Consider the following 17,963-nt stretch of genomic DNA (forward strand, 5'->3'; position numbering starts at 1 on the left):
GACACCTTATTCTGCGCAGCTGAAGGGTGTCATGCTGCGGACAGGTCGGCCGGCCCCAGGTAACTGATGTCGATCCTGGAGACATCTTGGCTCACCTGAGCACGCACCAAGCCCGCTCTCGCTGGATTGAGCGCGGCCTGTACGGTACCGAGCGGAGTACCATCGGCCGATAGCACCCGAGGATAGTCAGCCCAATGGTGAAGCTGGACAGGCGTTCCCGGAGGTGGCGGAACGCCAAGCCATGATACATTGGCCCAGTATCGCCTTTCGGACCAAGTGCGGTTTTCGGGTGGGACGAAGCTCTGCTTAAATTCCGTCCACATCGCTTTCGTCTCGGCGGTCGGCCAGTCGGGCTGCTCGCTCATTGCGGTGACAGCTTCGGAGGTAAGCCACTGGCGAAGTTCCGAGCCCGTATGAAACGCGGCGCCAGTGTCGGTAACAGCCTTGATCGCCGCGAGCCGGGAGTTAAAGCCTGCCTGGATGAGGATCGAAGCAGAGCGATTCAAAGTCCCTGTCTCCACAGCAGGAACAGCAAGACCAATCTCATGGTCTTCGAGGGCGAGGCTAAAAACGCCAACCAAATCACCATTCGCGGCCGCTCGCACGCGCAGGGCTTCCATAGCCCAAGGAAGACGATACACCAGGCTGCCCTCGATGAACTGGAGGGTTTCGGATTCTTGACCTGCGGCAATGGCGGCGAGAGGTTGCCCGAGAAGCCAGGCGCGCAGAATATCGCGCCAGTTTGCCGGCCACGGATCGGGTGAGAATGGATAAAACTCGAAGACCCGTTCGGCCAAACCTGTAATCGCCGCAATTGCCGCGTCACCGTCGCCATCAAGTATTGCCGCATTGGCTTGGACGAGGAGGAGGTTCGCGTCCTCTGCTATGGCGTCCAACGCATGCCCGGTCGTCAATCCCACACCCGCCAGGAAGTAGCCTCTTCGACGCGCCGCCGTCGACTGGCTCCAGATCAGGCGGCTACGGGAGACGAGACCAACCTTCAGAACCTGCCGCACCGGCTCGTCTTGTCGCAGCAGGCGGCGGTGCCATAGCGATGATTGCAGGATGTCGTCCAATGCGGCCTCAATATCCTCATCAGGAATGTCATTCTCGCCGATGAGGCTAAGAATTGCCGTGTCGAGCGTTGCGACATGCCGCTCCCAATCGGCGCGTGCGCGCTCTCGGTCTTCAGGCTTTTCGTTTTCGATCTCAGGAAAAGTCCACGCAGCGGCATTGTTGGCGACATACTCAACGAGTTGATTGAGATCGCCGCCGAGACGCGTGTGCATACGCGACAGAAGCGTCCAAACGAGCAGCGCCAGCCCGCTTTCCATGTTTCTTGCGCCAAGATCGCCGATGAGAGCTTCCCAGTTACGCCGCTTCTTCGCGATATCGTCAAACATCGGAAAAAGCACCATTCCTTCGACGTCGACATAAGCGCGGCCGGCGCGGCCAATGACATTCTTGAACTCAGATATGTCGATCCTCTCTCCATTGCGGTGAAGTGAATGCATGATTACCGCCGTGGCCGAGAGATTGAGGCCCTGCGCAAGGGTAGGCGACGAGATCGTCACCTTGAGAATACCATCACGCAACAGGCGCTCGACCTCTTTGCGGTAGGCCGTTGGAAGGGCACCGTGGTGCAAGGCGACACCCAGGCGCAGGCATTTAAGAATTGCGCTGTTCGCTCCGAGCCACTCCTCGCCAAGCGCGATGGCAGTGCTGAGGACCGCGGGCTCGGCTTCGAGCAACGTCCGTAACGCTCCACGCTCATGAAGATCCACAATCACATCGGCGAATGGCTCGACGCTTTTGCGTAGGGGGCAGAAGATCAGAACCGTTTGTCCGTCGTCGACCAGCCGCCAAGCCGTCGCAAGGCACAGCTCGCGCTGATCGTTCGGGAAAAGTTTCGTTCGCTGACGCTTTGGCGGCACCCATTTCGGTGGCGCCATGCCGGTAAGGAAGCGTTGGACCCAAGGACGCTCTTCGCCGACGCGAAGGTTCAATCTGGCGTTGGGTGAGGTCCACACGACCTCACCGAAGCGTAAACGGGTTGGTCGCCAGTCGTGCTTGATCACGCCGCCCGGATGATCTCGTCGTAGCCAACCGGCGAAGTCGTCGAGCTGATCTCCGTCTGGAAGTATGGCTGACAGACACACAATGCGACGTGTGTGCGCATCCGCGCGCCGCAGAAGTCGCTGAATTTGTACTTCGTAGCGCACCTCGCGCTCGTTGAGTCCGATCATATGGCCTTCGTCGAAGACAAGAAGACCGACATCGTCGAGAAGAGACGGATCATTGCGCAGTGCGAAATCAAGCTTCTCGGGCGTCGCCACCACAATATCCCGTTCGCGGATCGCATCCTCGTCAAAACCACTCGACCCGATGCTGCCATAAAGGGCCGAGATGGTTTTGCCGAACGGCCCAAAGGTTCTCTGAAGCGTCGTTTCTGTTTGCGCTGACAGTGCTCGAAGTGGCGTGATGAAGACCACGCGCTTACCGCCGGCCAGGCAACGCAGGATGCAGAGCTCCGCGATGCGGGTCTTGCCCGCGCTCGTGGGCAACGAAACCACGAGATCGTCGGACTGGTCAACCGCCCGCGTCGCCGCCGTCATCTGCGATGGCCACAGATCGACCTCAGCTCTTGGCCGTCGTTGCAAGAGGGCTATGAACAGCTCCCGCAGGCGAGACCAGTCTTCTGCATTTCCGCCAGCCGGTTGGAGGGGAACCTTCTCGTGAAAGGTACTCGACCAGAGATCAGAAAGGAGGTGAAGCGCGATGCGGTGTGCCCACCATTGCGGCAACATGTTCATCTCGCTGCAAATGGAAAGGCCTGTTCGCAGGCGCTCCAGCGCCTGATCCAGCAAAGGTCGCTCACCCCGTTCCAAGGCGAGGAGGAACAGCGACATCGCCGCCATGAAAGCGTCGGTCAGCGCGATGTCGACGCTCTCGAAAAGAAAGTCATTGTTGCGGTCTGCAGGATTGGCCATCCCCTCTACCTGGTCGAGGGAGGCTTGAATGCCGGCTGTGATCCGAGCGTCGCTGCCTTCACCGGAGGCCCGATAATCGAGCACGCTGATACGAAGCGCGCTGAAGTTTCGCTGCATAAGCAGGGCAAGCGCCCGTTCAATCGGGGCGAAATTGTCGTCGCCTTCGACGATTGCTAGCAGCGAGAAGGCGCGGGCGGAGAGATGGGCGAGATGATAGCTCGCCGCCGCCATGACGAAGTGGAAATCACGATCGGCTTCAAGACGGTCTCCCTTTGCGATCACCGCCTCAAGCGCAGTGGCAGCCTGTTCGAAGGCGGTGCGCGCTTGTGCAGCGTCGCCACCAACTTCACGAAGCCGAAGACCAAGCCCGAGGAGACCGTAGCCGTACGAATGCAAGTCGTAGCTGAGTTGCGGTGCAAAGGCTGGCGCATCTGGCGGAAGTGTCCCGTCCCGCCAGATGATCGCTCTGGCCTGTCCACGTGCGATGAGACTGCCGCGGAAGCCGGCGGTCGCTGCTTCTGTGATGTCGGCCCCTATCGCTTCAGGTGTTATTGGCATCTGCGATCACTCGATCATAAACAGCGCCGATGAAGGCGGCGTGTCCTTCTACACGAAGACCTACACCCCATTGATTGATAGGTCCGGGGTACGTCTGCAGCGAAGCGGTTAACAGGGCGTCCGGTGCATTGCCGGAGAATGTGAAGAGCAGGTGCTTGACGCTCTGCAAGGGAACGCCGTGCTTGAGAAGCGCATCATCGATCGCGTCGACGAGCGGCAGATTGTCCAGCTCCAGTAGACGTGCCGAGATGAAAGACAGCGCGTGGGCCGATGGCAGCCCGCCGTCCTTGTCCAGGCCAGCCCGCGCGTCCATTAGAACTTGGCCGGTCAGTGCCACGCGGCTCTTTGCCTCTGTCTTAAGAAAGTGCAAGCGGTTCGTCGCGGCATCTTGGAGAATGCCGATGACGTCATCACCGCGCATCGCCATGTTGCGGTGATCCCGCCAGCGCAAACGCTTGATCGGTGCGCGGTATCCACCGCTATGTGCATCGATCCACTCGGTCGCGTAGATTTCGCCGAGATCGCCCGAGCGGATGTTTTTAGTCGTTGGAAGCTTTCCCTCAATGAGCGCAGCGGCCGCAGGCTTACCAAGGCGGTTGAGCGCCCGCGCAACTGACTCTTCTGACGCATAGTGTCCGGGGACGATGGCAGCCGTTGCCTGGATCCCGGTTGGCAGATGGGCCGTCTGTCCGGTCATCACCCTGCGAAAGTGCGTTCCGACGTTCTCATCAACCGAGAGGCACCAATCATTGAATTGCGTCATAGCGCGATCTCCCGATTACCGCGGAAAAATATCGCGAACGCGAACAAATGCTGAGCCGGTTTCGGCCGCGCGACGGACCTTGCGTTCGAGAACGTGTGTGAGGAGAAGTTTCCGTTCCAGCATCTCGTAAAGGTCGAGACCGTCCATACAAATGATGCGCTTGCCTCGACCGAAGGCGGCGAGACCCTGCTCGGTGAATCCGCTGTTGCTGACGAATAGGCCTCTGGCCCAGGCTGCCTTCTGCTCGATCTTGCCGTGAAAGGTATGTAGTTCGGCGACCCCGATGGGCTGACCGTGCCATTTGGCTTCGAGCAAGTAAGTATCGCCTCCAAAGAGAAAGCTGCCATCGATCTGCTCGCCGCGATTCCGGAAAGGCTCCTGAGCTTCAAGGCCAAAAGCGTTGAACAGGCTGGCGAGAAAACCCTCAAATGCAAATCCACGCGCGTGCGGCGCAAGCGAAGTGATCTGTAAAAGGTCCGATTTGATTTTTGAAATCTTTTCCCGGTCTACCGCCGAGACAACTGCCCCTTGCGTTACCGGTTGAGGACCGGCTCCGCCGGACAACCGGTTGATGAGTGCTTGATACCGAGTTTGGGCGCTGGCGACGGGATCTTTGCCGCCTGTACGGGCAAGATATTCGGAGCGATGCTCCCAAAGAGCGGCAAGCGTGCGAAGTGCTGTGGCGTCGTTGCAACTCTGCAGGAAGTATCGCAGACGCTTGCCCTTCGAGCCTCCGTTCGCACAATATTTTGCATCGTCGATGTCGACCTTCAGCTCAGATGCAAAAAACTGAGAGAAACTGGTGTCCGAAAAGTCCAGGACAAAGCCAGGACCTCGTACGAAATCGACGAGCTCCTCAACAAGACGCAGATCAGTGGACCGTATCGAGCTTATAAAAATTCCCTCCAGCGATCAAAAATCAGACTACTTATTTATCATGTCTTGTAATTCTTCAATTTTGGCAAGTATGTCTTCGAAAGTCGGCGGCTTCTCGTCAAACATCATCGGCGCCATGGCGCGATAGTCGGCGCGCAGGTCCTTGAGCCGGGTCTCGCTTGGCATAAGTCTCAACGTGCCCTGCCGCGCGGTGCCATAGCTGGCCCAACCTGACCGGAAGAAGATTGCCTTATGCTTCGCAACGACTGCCAATAGGTCGAAATCCGCAGCTGCGGCTTTCCCCTCTTCAGTGTCGAGAAGCATGGCCAGATCATAATAGTGCCGCGAAAAATATTGCGGTGTAGCGGATTCCGCGGGCCGATGTGCCTCGGCATGTAGCGCCGTGGCCTTTTCCCAGAACGTCCGTCGCGCCGAGAGAACGGTCACAGAGCTGTCAGGGTTTTCGAAAAAGGCCGGATAGTCTTCTGCTGCATAAGGGCGAATGACCTTATCTTCCGTGGGCCAGGGGTCTCCCCGTGCGCCAAGCTCGAGCTTCACTCGCGGAGTGATGTAGCCCATGCGTTCATATTCCGAGGGCGGCAACACAGTTGGATAGTGGAAATTCAACGTCTGCGCGTCGTGGGGATCGATCTCCAGCGTCCATTCGCCGTTTGTCGGTTCACCAAGCTGCTCGATGATTGCAATTCTAAGAGCAGGGAGGAGCTTGTCGGCAATATGCCGTTCGACATCGCTCACAAGGGCTTCGATGAGCTGAGCGGCTTTCTTTTTGCTGATGGCATCGTTCTCGGGATCACTGTCACCTGTGTAGCCCAGGTCAGCCCGATCGAAAGACAAGTCGATATCTTCAGAGAAACGGCGGATAGCACCGAAGGCCTTTGAGAGCGAGGTGCCACCTTTGAAAACCAAGGTGGCAGCATCACTTTGCTTAAGGCCGAAAAGCCGTTTCAAAGTCCAACAAACCCAGAAGTCTTTCTCGATGATGGTATTGGCGACACCTCGGCCGGCGCCGGTCTCGCCAAAAAGAGCTGCCCGATCATCGGCTGGGAGAAGAGCGACTTTATCCATCGATCTCACCGGAAGTTGCGGTGGCGATGGAGAACAGCGTGGGCCTCATCCACGCCGGGGCCTGGACCGCATTGGATGCGAGCGTCTTCTTGTCGCTAGCCGACAATCGACGCGACGCGATGCGGGCAACATCCGCTGCACGTACGGCGCCAACATGACGAAGTGCCTGAACCACGGTGCCAGCCGCACTCCCCGGAGCAATCAGATGCTTCGGCGAGGCATGACGCAGATCGACCACGCGCTTACCCAGTACAACCCGACGTGAAGGGCCGTCCGTCAAATAGCTGCTCTTCGCCGGAACCTGTGTTGACAGACCAAGGGCATTCGCGGCGCGCGCGCCGGCGATCTGCACCTGAGATCCGGTTTCCCGCGCCAACGCCTGCGCGACATCGTCAGGGGCCGGCGAAAGCGGGCCAAGTTGCGGATGCATCTTGGGGAAGTCGTATAGACCGCGCGCCAGGCGGCGAAGCTTTCCATTCTTCGCCAGACGGGAGAGGGCTTGATCGATCGTCGCCCGCGCAGCCACGTCAAGGAAGTCACTTGGCGTGAAAACACCGCCGCGTCCGGCTGCACGCGCGCGCTTCATGATACGATCAGGAACGGATATTGATACGGGTTTCATGTGTCAGAAAATAGCCTAGTTTTTTCTGACATTCAATGGCTTCAATTTTGCTGTCGAGGTTCCTGCCTGGGCACGCCCGACACCTCGGCGCGGAAATGCGTTTCGGGGAGGTATCGATAAGCTAATCCCTCCCATCACAGTCAGCCGATCGACCAGGCTTGGTCAATTTCATGGCTCGCCTGCACCAACATCGTCGGTCCAGATATCTTCGCGCAGATCATCCGGTATGACATCTGGTAGCTCGGCTGAACCTGGTTCACCTCTAGAAAGAAGCCCCGCATCCTCCAGCGCTTCCATCTCCGGAAGGTCGCGCAGCGTGTCCATACCGAACGCCGAGAGAAAGTGTGGCGTCGTCACATAGGTGTAGGGTGCACCCGGCGTCGGGCTGCGCGGCCCGGAGCCGATGAATCCAGCGCCGCGCAGATTACCAATCACGTCACGGCTAACCTCCTTGCCAAAAATCTTCGACAGCTCGCCGCGGGTGACTGGCTGGAAATATCCCACCGCCATTAGCACCATCGCCTCGAACTCGGACAACGACGCCGCCCCTCCCCGCGTGGGCGCCGACGAGGCGCGGATCGTCTCGGCGAACCGCGGCCGGGTTCGATGCTGCCAGCCGCCGGCGACCGAGACCAGTTCGTAGGGCCGGTCTCGAAGCTCCTCGACGAGGTCGTCGATCAGCAGGTCGATGCTGCAATCCTTACCGACCACGCGCGCCAGTGTCTCGCGGCTAACCGGTTCGGCCGAGGCAAAGATCACCGCCTCCACCCGCATCATCCATTCCCTCCAGCGTAGCTCCGGCGGCAGATCCTCGAGCTCCCGATCGTACAAGACCTCTTGCTGTCGCTCCTTCGCTTGACGCCGGTTGGCCTTGGCCACGCTCGCTCCCGCCATCGTCACAACCCGAAAATGCGGAAGGAGGAGCGGCCGGACAATTCGCGCACAGCATCGAGACTCTCGAGCCGATCGAACAGCCGGTTCGCTGCCCATCGCGACAGGGCGCTGCCCGGCGCCGACGCTGCGATCGCATCATCGGTCAGCAGCTTGCGGATCACCGGATGGGCGCCCTTGGTTCGCACTTTCGGCGCGACCGCCAACAGCCGCGCAGCGCGGCGGTCAATCTCGACGGCGGACCGGAGCGCGGTGTCAACGCCTTCCACCATCGCCAGGCAGATTGCTTTTGGATAGGCAGGCTCTCCCGGTCGGACGCGACCGCGACCACCAATGGTGCGGAAGGCGGGCCCGAAGCGCTCTGGCAACAGCAGTGGCACAGGTTTCGGCCAGTTCAGCTTGTGCGCCAGCACGAGCTCGGCCAACCCAAGGGCCAGCACTTCGGCGTCCGGGCGAACGGCAGAGATCGCCGTTATCAGGTCCGCCACCGCGAAGGGTGCTGCTCGCCCGGACTGATTTGCAGAATCGACCATGTCGGCGCACGATGCAAGGCTGTCGTCCCAGTTCACTCCCAACAGCGCGGCGACTTCCCTAACGAGGGGAGTGGTAAGTGTCCCGGATCGGCGCGTCAGCATTCGTGTGGCAAGAAACAGCTTGCCGGCTGGACCCGGATCATCGCCTGGTGTCGTGAGCAGGATGGCGTCACGCAACGTGTGTTCGTCCTCGTTGCGGCCGAGCATCCTAGCCGCTATCGCGGCCGATTTAAGGGCAAGGCGATCACGCCAGCAGCCGAGCCATGGCGGATCGGCGCGCATCAAATCATCAAGCGATTTCAGAGCGATACCGGCCGCGAATGCCGCGTCGGACTCGCGGCTGTCGTGAGTTCGTGGCCGCGTCCAGCCCGGCAGTCGGGCTGACCAGGAGGCAGTCGTATCTGTGGTGAGCAAGAAAGAATCCATGCGACGGAGCGTAACTCATGTGCGCGCTTTACACCATCAGAATCGTTTGAAACCGCACGGCTCGTCGCCAATTAATAACGTCCGATAATGTTGCATTATCGGGCGTTTTTGTCATTATAGAGAAATGGCCCAAATCGTCGAGCAAAACACCGAAAATCACGTCGAGGAGACCTCAGCGCCGTCTCTCAGCACGGCGGCTGGGCGTGATGTTTCCGCGCTGGAGGTGTCAGGCGCAAGCCCCCTCTCCTCTCTCGCCGGCGGCGACGAGACACCGGCTCATCTCGCCAGCCTCGCCGATCGCGCTCGCGGCTATGTCCAGGCGGCCAGTTCCGCCAACACGCGCAAGGCCTACGCGGCCGACTGGAAGCATTTTTCGGCGTGGTGCAGGCGCTCCAATCTGGCCCCCCTGCCCCCGCATCCGCGAACCGTCGGACTTTACATCACTGCCTGCGCTTCCGGTACGGCTGAACGAGGCGCAAAAGCGAACTCCGTCTCAACCATCGAACGACGCCTCTCCTCGCTCTCCTGGAACTATGCCCAGCGTGGCCTTTCGCTCGATCGCAAGGACCGGCATATCGCCACAGTAATGGCCGGAATCCGGAACAGCCACGCCAAGCCACCCGTCCAGAAGGAAGCTGTCATGGCTGAAGACATCATTGCCATGGTCGAGACGCTCAATCGCGGCTCTCTTCGCGGCCTGCGAGATCGTGCAATGTTGCTCATTGGCTTTGCCGGAGGTCTTCGTCGCTCCGAGATCGTTGGCCTCGATCTGAAGGCCGACCAAACTGAGGACGGGCGCGGTTGGATCGAGATCCTCGAAAAAGGGATGCTTATTACCCTGCGCGGGAAAACCGGATGGCGAGAGGTCGAGGTCGGACGCGGCTCGGCCGATGCGACCTGCCCAGTCGTGGCAATCGAGACCTGGATCAAGTTCGCCAAGCTGGCACATGGCCCACTCTTTCGCCGCGTGAAGGGGCAGGGCAAGGCTGTTGGATCTGAGCGGCTGAATGACAAAGAGGTTGCCCGGCTAGTGAAGCGGGCTGCAATGGCTGCGGGCGTTCGCGGTGATCTTGGCGAAATGGAGCGTACCCTCAAATTCTCTGGTCATTCACTGCGAGCTGGTCTCGCCTCTTCGGCAGAAGTCGATGAGCGATACGTGCAGAAGCAGCTCGGTCATACTAGCGCGGAGATGACTCGCAGATATCAGCGACGACGCGACCGCTTCCGCGTAAACCTGACTAAGGCTTCCGGCCTCTAGTTCGCCCATCCGCTCGCGTGAAAACCCACAGTATTATGCCATACAGACCTGCGAAGACTCTCGCTTTCCGTACCGCTCACAAATAACCGCACTATGCAAAACCCGCCCTGCAGCCCGTAGTCTCGGCATGACCGCAGTGCTGACCGCAAGGGCCGCAGAATTAAATAGTTGACAGTATCCGCGCTGAACCTGCGGCGTTTCGAACCGTTTGGTTTTGACCGCACGGCAGCACTTATCTCATGGGACGTTACTAGGCCCACAGTTGCCCAATGCGCCAACCAAGATTTTTGGCTATCGGTCATGTTGTCGGATTTCGCTTGTGCAAGCTCTTCAGGAGCGACTCCGACACCTCAAGGCGTGGAGATGATGCAGAAGTTGTTGCTTCGGCAACTGGCGCTCGTTTGCTTGCGTCCAGTTTGGCTCGCAGCAGTGCCATCACCATCGGCCAGGTAGAGAATTTCCCTTCCCGTGCCTTGTCTGTCAGGCTGCGTAGATATCCCCCTGCGCTAGTGATCTGATCCGTACGTTCATAGATCGCTGCCACCGCGATTGCCGCCTGAATCTCACCCATGACCGTTTGGGCATCCCGCCAAGCACTTGGGCTGATGCCGAGCATCGTCCGGCCGAGTTCAGCGGCTGCTAGAAAGTCCCGCCAGTGACGAACTTCGCCCGACTGAACAAGTCCCAGCAGGTTGGGGCATGCATCAAGCACGATACTCAACGGCAAATCTCGTTTCGGCAGACTTCGGACGTTGTCGGTTTCCGCAGCGCCGCCATCCGCTTCATTCTTTTCTCGAATGCTTGGTTCAAATTCAAATATGGATTCGGGATTTGAATTCTGTATGTGGCGCTCAGAATGAGACTCATTGGCGTTCGTATTTTGTGTTTTTGTGAAAGATTCCAATGCCCCACGTATCTCGGCATGAAGTTCCGCCAGTTGCTCGCAGATGCCCTCGATGGCTTGTCTCGGCGCGCTGCGAGGCAGATCCGAGATGATTGTCCTGTAGGTTTGAAGCACTCTGCCCCAGTTGCCTGGCACGCCCTCTTCAATCCCCATATCAATCATTTTAACGATATCGCGCCTCAGCAGCGTCAGACGCTCTCTGGCGATGCGGAACGCCTTCTTCTCTGCTTGCACGGTCTCTGCGAGTTCACGGAGCTCGTCGGCGCGCGCGATGATCGGTGAAAGGTCGAAGCCATAGGCCTGTTCAACATCCCCTGCCCTGCTTCTGCGTGCAAAACGTTTGCCATTCGGACTGTCGCGTCGAATGATCAAGCCGCATTCGACTAAGACGGCCAGATGGCGCCGAAGCGTCGCCGGTGAAATTCCATTGGCGCGCGCCATCAGCTGTTCGTTCGACGGCCAAACGATAAGTTCCCCTTGGGCCGACAGCTCAGTCTCGCGGTGGAACGACAACAACGCGTTGAGGATCGCCAGTGAGCGATCCGTCGCTCCAAGCAGCTCCCGCGCTTCACGAATGTGCTGGAAGACCTGCCACTTGTTAGCGGTTGCCTCCTTAGGCATGGCCTTTGCGGTCGCTTGGCTCGCAATCTGGCCGAGCGTTAGCGTTCGCCGCCCGAAGGGCGTCGTTGAGATATGCGTCTGCATTGTCTTTCACCTATCGCTAGGCAAAAGAAATTAGCTCACCGGAACGACGTTTTCCGTCGCGGACTCTTGACTGCGATTCGTGGAAGTGCGATTCTCTGGGTGCTAACTTGGAGAAGGGCTTCCGAACGCCGGTTTGGGGGCCTTTTTCTTTTGCTTCGTTTCGATCTCCTGCTTCTTCTTTAGTTCGTGCCTATCCGATGCTCTTGCGGTGCTCCGCGTAGAGCCGGGGGACCTCGTTCAAGACGAATTCGGCAAACTCTGGCGAGACCTTGCGATCGACGCTGAGCGTCACCTTCTGCCTTGTTTGAGAAATTTTACCAACTTCGTTGCCTTGGTGAGTGACAGGCACCTCATCCTTCGAAGAAAGCGTGCCGTCCTTGAGAGCTTTAGCGACGGTCTCGAAGCGCTCTTTCGACTTGAGGAGCTCGAATTCGGGACGATTGGCGACGCTCAACGCGTGCTTCACTTGCTGTTTGTCTGATGCCAGCGTGTCTGCCAATGCGATCCAGTTACGGCGACCGACACCATGCGCAGGGCCGATGGCATCGACCAACTCCCCGGGTATCTTCGCCGCCACAGCCAGCATATTGGAAAGATCACTCTTATAGATTGCCAAGGCCGACATAATCACATCACGCGGAAACTGCTTTTCAAGCCGCTGGGCGAAGCGAACTTTCTCGATGTAGGAGAGGTCTTGTCGCTCGTTGTTCTCCTGCCCCTGCGCAATCACCAGTTCCTGGTCGGACATCGACCTGACGACAGCCTTAACCGGCCGCGCCAGCGCCACCGCAGCGCGCAGTCGGCGATGACCAAATGCAACTTGATATTTCGCACTGTCGTCGGGATGGGGCCGAACTAAAATCGGAACTTGTTGTCCCTCGCTTCGGATTGAGTCCACAAAGCCACGAAAGGCTTCATCGTCGGACACCATTCGGTCTGGGATAAACGAAGGTTCTACATCGGCCGTATCGAGTTCGACGATTATCTGCCCCGAGAGGAGCTTCTTTTCAATTTCATCCGCTCGCTTCGAACGCTCGCTGAGTTCACCGAGGGACTGACCTAGGGCACCAACCGGCGTGGAATCGATGGGATCGGTCAGATCAGGTGAACCAAGAAGGGGACGCAGCCGTGACGGCCGGCGCTGCCCTTGCTCTTCTGGCGAAGCGGCAGTCTCTGTCTCGCGACTTTGATCCGCCGGCTTATGCGACAGGTTACCAAAGATCTGCTTCCGACTCATGCCGCTCTACCCCATGCTTTCTTGATCAGGGTCTCAATCTCAGCATTTACACTCTCTACCGACTCCAACGCTCTGTCGTAGGTTGACCGTGTGAACTGACTTCTCTCAACCTCGAAAATAGTTTGGTTGGTAAGACCTGCGTCCGAAATCGCCGTGCTTTTGAGCATCGGATGATTGAGGACGTGGTCGCCAAAAATCGAACGCAAAAAGGCAACCATCTGGTTTTGCGGACCATCGCTCGGTTCAAAGCGAGTCACCAAGTACTTCATCCATAGATATTGCGACGATGCTCCTGCCCTGCTGATTTCTTCAAGGAGATCGCCTGTCATAGCCAGGAACTGTCCCATTGACATCACGTCCAGCATCTGGGGATGAATGGTTATCAGAACCGACGTCGCAGCAGTCAGCGCTGACATCGTCAAAAATCCCAGCTGCGGTGGGCAATCGATCACCACGACATCGTAAAGCTTTTGGACTTGTGAAAGCGCCTGCCCGATGCGTGCAAAGAACAGAGTGTCCCCTGGGGCGCGAGTCATTAGGGCCTTTGGCGTATCGTGCTCAAATTCCATCAGCTCGAGGTTGCCCGGCACCAGATGGAGATCTGGAATGTAGGTTGCTCTCACGATCTCAGCGATCGGGCGCTTTTCACCGTCGTACCGGATCGCTCCGTAAAGCGTTTCGTTTGGGCCAACATCGAGTTCGGGTTGATGTCCAAACAGCGCAGAAAGGCTGGCTTGCGGGTCGAGGTCGATAGCGAGGACGCGGTAGCCACGAAGAGCAAGGTACTGAGCGAGGTGGGCTGTCGTCGTTGTCTTTCCGGACCCCCCCTTGAAGTTCATCACGGTGATAACTTGGAGTTGCTCAGAGCCGGAGCGCCATGGCAAGTACCGCTTATTTCCCCGCGTCCCACTATCCAGTGTTTTTCGAATCTCATTGATCGCATCGACTGAGTATGTACGGCGCCCCCCCGCAGAGACGTTACCAACGTCCGGCATTTCGCTCGCTACCTGCCGGAGATACCCCTCTGTGATACCGATAAGCTTTGCGGTCTCGGCCGGCGAAAAATTGCGAATTCCTTTTTCAGCGTGTGGCGGAAAAGTGCTTGCGTGGTGCGCCCGAAGTTCGGAGGACAGCGCTGCAGAATGACGCTGAATGAGCGTCTTGAGTTCATCGGTCACGTCAGTTGATTTTGGCGCTTCAGCAGTGGTCTCCATAAGGTTCTTCCATTCTTGCGGCAGTTGCGGAATATTTACGAGATTGCGAAAAAATCCGCAGGTGGGAGGACTATGCCCGATTCTTTCCGTTCTGCAACAAAATAAGGGTTAACGAGTTCTTAATGCCCTCCTGGCGGCGTCTAGGATTGCAGTTAGCCGCGGCTAACCGGCTTTCTCGGACGCCGCAATGCGCTGTATTAGCAACTCGCTGACATCTCGTGTTTCGCTCGGTCCTTGCGTCAAGGCATCGATCATCATCGCTGAGGTGCAAGAGGATTATATGTGCCGTGTGTACGCCGCCATTCGGACGGCATCTTGAAAACACTCGACCAAATGCCGGCGCCTGCAGCCTTTGCCCTGGCCTCAATCTCACGATAGCCGGGCGGAGGATGCTCCTGCGCCGGCACTGCCAGGACAAACATCCCCTCCTCCAGCCCAGCTGCTGCTATGTCCGTCCCATCAACGTAGCACTGAGCACGATACCCACCTCCTTGAAGAACACGCGTCGGCCGGCACTCGACCTTCCTGACCAATGTGCGAGAAGTGAGCCACGCAGTTGCCACTGCGCCACATGGCCAGTCCACCGTTCCGAGCCGCGCCTTCTGCCGCAGCTCGCAGGAATCGACCGCCTCCAAACGGATTCGGGCCGCGGTACGATACCGCCCGCCGTCCTGAACTAAATCAAAGGTGACGCCGTCGTACACCTGTGCCTTGCCAGCAATCGCTTCCGGGAGGCTCTCCGAAGCGACTCCGCCGCCACAGGAGAACAAGCCGACCGTAAGGCTAAGGGCATAGATCACACGGTAAAGCTGAAGACCGCGCGGCGTCTTAGATTCGATGCACGTTTCCATATCAGCGCTGTCGCCATTTCTTGCAGAATCCGATAAACGCCTTCTCAATGCTCGGTTGGGCTAAATCGATATTCCCTTTGCGGCACCACGACCTGAAGGCTTCCGCAACGGTCTCGACGTCGGGGGTCGGTTCGGGTGCATGATCTCGCACTAAGTCCGCCCAACTCGACCAGGTGATCCGCCCCAAAGGAAAGCCTCGATAGGGCGGCGTAGGTTGCAGCGCTTGCTTCGGGACGTTGGTGTACTTTGCGCCAGCAAGCGCGAACAAGGACCTACTTATACGCAACTGCCCGCTTCTGCCTCGCTGCACAAGTGTTCGGAGGTACGCGCCGGGGTTGGCAATTTGCCCATCGTCCGTTCGCTGCATGGTGACGGCAAGTGCCGCGATCGCGGCGTCTGGCCCAAGATAGCTTTCTGCCTCGTTCCATACCTGCGTGTTGATTGCGGCCGCGACGCAGAGTCGGTGTCCTGACGACCGCAGCGCTGTCCAGCTGTCAAATACCTCGGGAACGTGCTGCTGAAGGGCAGGGCAGGCGGTTCGCACGAGGTCGAGTGATACACTGCCGATCTCCTCGGCCGGTATCTGGCTCGGCCTCCTATCAACTCGTGATCCCGTTTGTGCCTCTCCCACCTTTCTTCCGGAAGTGGGGCGGGAGGAGGACTGCAGTGCGCTGGGAGAGTGACTGACGCTCTGGGTAGGTTGCAGCCCTTCTCTACAGTTTTCATCAGATGGAAGATCCGCTGTAGCTTGTACCCGACGAAAACTCGCCACCGCGGTGTCTATATTTGAGCATCGCGATGCGCTTTTGTATGCCTCTTCAACGTCCTCGCGAAGAGTGGTCAACTCTTCGATTACCGTATGAAATTGCTCGAGGTCACTCGTTACGTTCTCCCGCAGCCTATCCAGCCGCGCGTGAAAGTGTTGCCAGTTGCCCACAAGCCTGTCCCGTTGGGCGGCCACTAGCACAGCCTGGATCTCTCTGCGGATCTGAGTGCGTTGATAGCACAGCATTCGTCGCTCACGTCCTTGCTGTTCGTAAGCAAGAGCTATTTCGAGCAACTCGTCGTAGCGGACGATGATCGGCGACAAATCGATCCCGAATGCCTCGACGATATTGCCGTTGGCGTCACGAACCCCGCGCCGCTGGAAGGTTGGATGCGAGACGTGAGCAATCAAACCCGCGGCCGCGAGCCCGCGGAGGTGATGGCGCGCTGTCGATATGGATAGGCCGAGCTGCCGGGCGAGGGTATCATTCGAGGGCCAGACAATTGGGTTGGAACCCGTGCTGTTCCAATCAGATGCCGGCGAGTATCCGAACAGCTTGTCTATCATCGCGATCTTCGCGGCTTTCAGACCCATGGCTGCGGCCGCGCGTTTAGCCAATTGTAAAGCTTCGACCCGTTTTACAGCCAAGGTGCGATCAATGGCATAACGTCGGGCCGCTCGCTGCGCGGCCAAGCCCTCCAGCGTAATCCGACGCGCACCAGCCACCAACTTCACGACGGTGTTTGGCTTTACTTCATCTGTACTGCTCATCCCGGTCTTCTCCCGAAACGGCATGCAGGATCGTTCGCCAAAGTGGCGTATCGCCTTGACAGAAATTTTCGGGTTTGCGATTATCCAACATGTACCAGTTGGGGTTCTCGCCAAAGAGCCCGATCACGAAATCCGAACTTCGTTGAACCAGCCTCGGAAGCGCCAACTTCCGGGGCCGTTCCGTTTTTGCCGTATAGGCCCCTGAACATTAAAGGGGCACAGATATACGTTAGGACTGATGGCTGTTCGTCAAACTCTGGATAAAGGCCTGCACTTCTCGGCGCGATTTGAGGTGATATTTAAGTTTGGCGGCCGGCAAGCTTTGTAAAAACGCCAGAGTTCTCACGCGCCCCTGGGACCGATAGCGCAACACATGTCGGAAAAATCTTAAGTCAAAACGTTCTTTGCAACCATCTGCCATATCAGGACGGTTTCGACCTCTGTATTGAAGGCTACGGCGAAGAGTGCGAACGAGCCTTATAGGGGTTGCGATATCGAGAAAAATAATCATGTCAGCGAGTGAAGCCCGATACTTCATGGTACTGGTGTGATTGCCTTCCATAATCCATTCTGGCTCATTGGCAGCCTGAATAACGTCCTTTTGAACCAGGTCATGTTTGCGTAGCTGCCAGCCGGGATCGTAATAGAACCAATCAATGTGAACGCTTGGAAGCTTGGTTATCTTTGCTATCTCACGGGCGAGGCTCGTTTTGCCAGAGCCCGATCCACCGATAATCATAATTCTATGAAATGTGTTTTGCATGATGACTACTTGATAAAAACAGGCATTGCGCTTTGAGGGAAATGCAATGCCTTTCAGGTTAAAGCTCGCGCCCGCCGTCCCAGCAGGCGCTGCCCATCCAGACGTAATTCACCTGTTGGGCTTACGAACCGATAAAGTGTTTGGCGTGAGATTCCGAGTTCGAGGCAAAGATCGGCTACTTTCGTTTCAGGATCTCCCATTGCTGCTTGCGCCAGGCGTAGTTTTGCTGGTGTCATCTTGAAAGGTGCGCCTCCGTTTCGTCCACGGGCGCGAGCGGCCTCCAGTCCGGCTTTGGTTCGTTCGATGATCAGTGCTCGCTCGAATTCTGCCAGTGCTGCGAAAATGCCAAACACCAATCGTCCATTTGCAGTGGAAGTGTCGATCGAAGCACCTTCGCCCGCCAATACCTTGAGACCAATGCTTCGCCTGGTCAATTCATCGACCAGATTAACGAGATGACGTAGATCGCGCCCCAACCGGTCCAGTTTCCAGACAACAAGCGTATCACCACTCCTTAGCGCTTTGAGGCAAGCACTAAGGCCAGGGCGGCCTTCCAGTTTACCAGAGGCAAAGTCTTCGTAAATATTGTCGCCATCAACACCAGCATCAACAAGCGCATCACGCTGAAGGTCGTGCGCCTGGCTGCCATCGGTTTTGGACACCCGCGCATATCCAATAAGTATTGTCATTTATACGTCCGTTTGTGTGACATTCTTCATTTGGTCGCGCCAAAGTCTGTAGATTGTCAC

At 57.8% G+C, this 17,963-nt stretch carries 15 protein-coding genes; 1 reads left to right on the top strand and 14 read right to left on the bottom strand.

All coding sequences use genetic code 11. The annotated features are described in order from the left end of the window. Positions 1 to 29: 29 nt before the first annotated feature. The 7 genes from CEV33_RS01705 to CEV33_RS01735 all read right to left on the bottom strand — a co-directional run bounded on the left by CEV33_RS01705 (position 30) and on the right by CEV33_RS01735 (position 8,745). Positions 30 to 3,548 (bottom strand): DEAD/DEAH box helicase, encoded by a 3,519-nt coding sequence (locus CEV33_RS01705; RefSeq protein ID WP_094538746.1) that lies wholly within the window; start codon positions 3,546 to 3,548, stop codon positions 30 to 32. Further along, positions 3,532 to 4,311 (bottom strand): Hachiman antiphage defense system protein HamA, encoded by a 780-nt coding sequence (locus CEV33_RS01710; protein ID WP_094538747.1) that lies wholly within the window; start codon positions 4,309 to 4,311, stop codon positions 3,532 to 3,534. The genes CEV33_RS01705 and CEV33_RS01710 overlap by 17 nt, the downstream gene beginning before the upstream one ends. Positions 4,312 to 4,326: 15 nt before the next feature. Continuing rightward, positions 4,327 to 4,875, bottom strand: coding sequence for a restriction endonuclease (locus CEV33_RS24365; protein WP_235818337.1), 549 nt, complete (start codon positions 4,873 to 4,875; stop codon positions 4,327 to 4,329). Between the two features lie 360 nt (positions 4,876 to 5,235). After that, positions 5,236 to 6,273: a nucleotidyl transferase AbiEii/AbiGii toxin family protein gene (locus tag CEV33_RS01720; RefSeq protein WP_094538749.1), complete on the bottom strand. Its 1,038-nt coding sequence runs from the start codon at positions 6,271 to 6,273 to the stop codon at positions 5,236 to 5,238. Next, entirely contained in the window at positions 6,266 to 6,895 is a 630-nt protein-coding gene (locus CEV33_RS01725; protein ID WP_374818237.1) for a DUF6088 family protein, read from the bottom strand. The genes CEV33_RS01720 and CEV33_RS01725 overlap by 8 nt, the downstream gene beginning before the upstream one ends. A 168-nt stretch (positions 6,896 to 7,063) precedes the next feature. Beyond that, positions 7,064 to 7,789, bottom strand: coding sequence for an SMC-Scp complex subunit ScpB (scpB, locus tag CEV33_RS01730; RefSeq protein ID WP_235818338.1), 726 nt, complete (start codon positions 7,787 to 7,789; stop codon positions 7,064 to 7,066). Between the two features lie 2 nt (positions 7,790 to 7,791). Beyond that, on the bottom strand, positions 7,792 to 8,745 hold the full coding sequence (locus CEV33_RS01735; protein WP_094538751.1) for a DUF1403 family protein: 954 nt from the start codon (positions 8,743 to 8,745) through the stop codon (positions 7,792 to 7,794). Between the two features lie 124 nt (positions 8,746 to 8,869). Here CEV33_RS01735 and CEV33_RS01740 point away from each other — a divergent pair, with 124 nt between their 5' ends. Next, on the top strand, positions 8,870 to 10,003 hold the full coding sequence (locus tag CEV33_RS01740; protein WP_094538752.1) for a site-specific integrase: 1,134 nt from the start codon (positions 8,870 to 8,872) through the stop codon (positions 10,001 to 10,003). A gap of 298 nt (positions 10,004 to 10,301) precedes the next feature. On the opposite strand, the gene repC (CEV33_RS01745) is transcribed toward CEV33_RS01740, so the two are convergent. The 7 genes from repC (CEV33_RS01745) to CEV33_RS01775 all read right to left on the bottom strand — a co-directional run bounded on the left by repC (CEV33_RS01745) (position 10,302) and on the right by CEV33_RS01775 (position 17,897). Further along, the gene (gene repC / locus CEV33_RS01745) at positions 10,302 to 11,612 is read right to left on the bottom strand and encodes a plasmid replication protein RepC (protein ID WP_094538753.1); all 1,311 of its coding nucleotides are present in this window, start codon (positions 11,610 to 11,612) and stop codon (positions 10,302 to 10,304) included. A gap of 190 nt (positions 11,613 to 11,802) precedes the next feature. Further along, positions 11,803 to 12,849: a plasmid partitioning protein RepB gene (gene repB / locus CEV33_RS01750; protein ID WP_094538754.1), complete on the bottom strand. Its 1,047-nt coding sequence runs from the start codon at positions 12,847 to 12,849 to the stop codon at positions 11,803 to 11,805. After that, entirely contained in the window at positions 12,846 to 14,063 is a 1,218-nt protein-coding gene (repA, locus tag CEV33_RS01755; RefSeq protein WP_094538755.1) for a plasmid partitioning protein RepA, read from the bottom strand. The genes repB and repA overlap by 4 nt, the downstream gene beginning before the upstream one ends. A 254-nt stretch (positions 14,064 to 14,317) precedes the next feature. After that, positions 14,318 to 14,914, bottom strand: coding sequence for a thermonuclease family protein (locus CEV33_RS01760; protein WP_094538756.1), 597 nt, complete (start codon positions 14,912 to 14,914; stop codon positions 14,318 to 14,320). Position 14,915: 1 nt separating this feature from the next. Then, on the bottom strand, positions 14,916 to 16,451 hold the full coding sequence (gene repC, locus CEV33_RS01765) for a plasmid replication protein RepC (protein WP_094538757.1): 1,536 nt from the start codon (positions 16,449 to 16,451) through the stop codon (positions 14,916 to 14,918). Between the two features lie 229 nt (positions 16,452 to 16,680). Beyond that, complete coding sequence (locus CEV33_RS01770) at positions 16,681 to 17,214, bottom strand: P-loop NTPase family protein (protein WP_094538758.1); 534 nt, start codon at positions 17,212 to 17,214, stop codon at positions 16,681 to 16,683. Positions 17,215 to 17,267: 53 nt separating this feature from the next. Then, a complete protein-coding gene (locus CEV33_RS01775) occupies positions 17,268 to 17,897 on the bottom strand; it encodes a recombinase family protein (RefSeq protein WP_167388099.1) in 630 nt (209 codons plus the stop codon). Between the last annotated feature and the right edge of the window lie 66 nt (positions 17,898 to 17,963).

The sequence above is a fragment of the Brucella grignonensis genome, assembly GCF_002252505.1.
GTDB classification, from domain to species: Bacteria; Pseudomonadota; Alphaproteobacteria; order Rhizobiales; family Rhizobiaceae; genus Brucella; species Brucella grignonensis.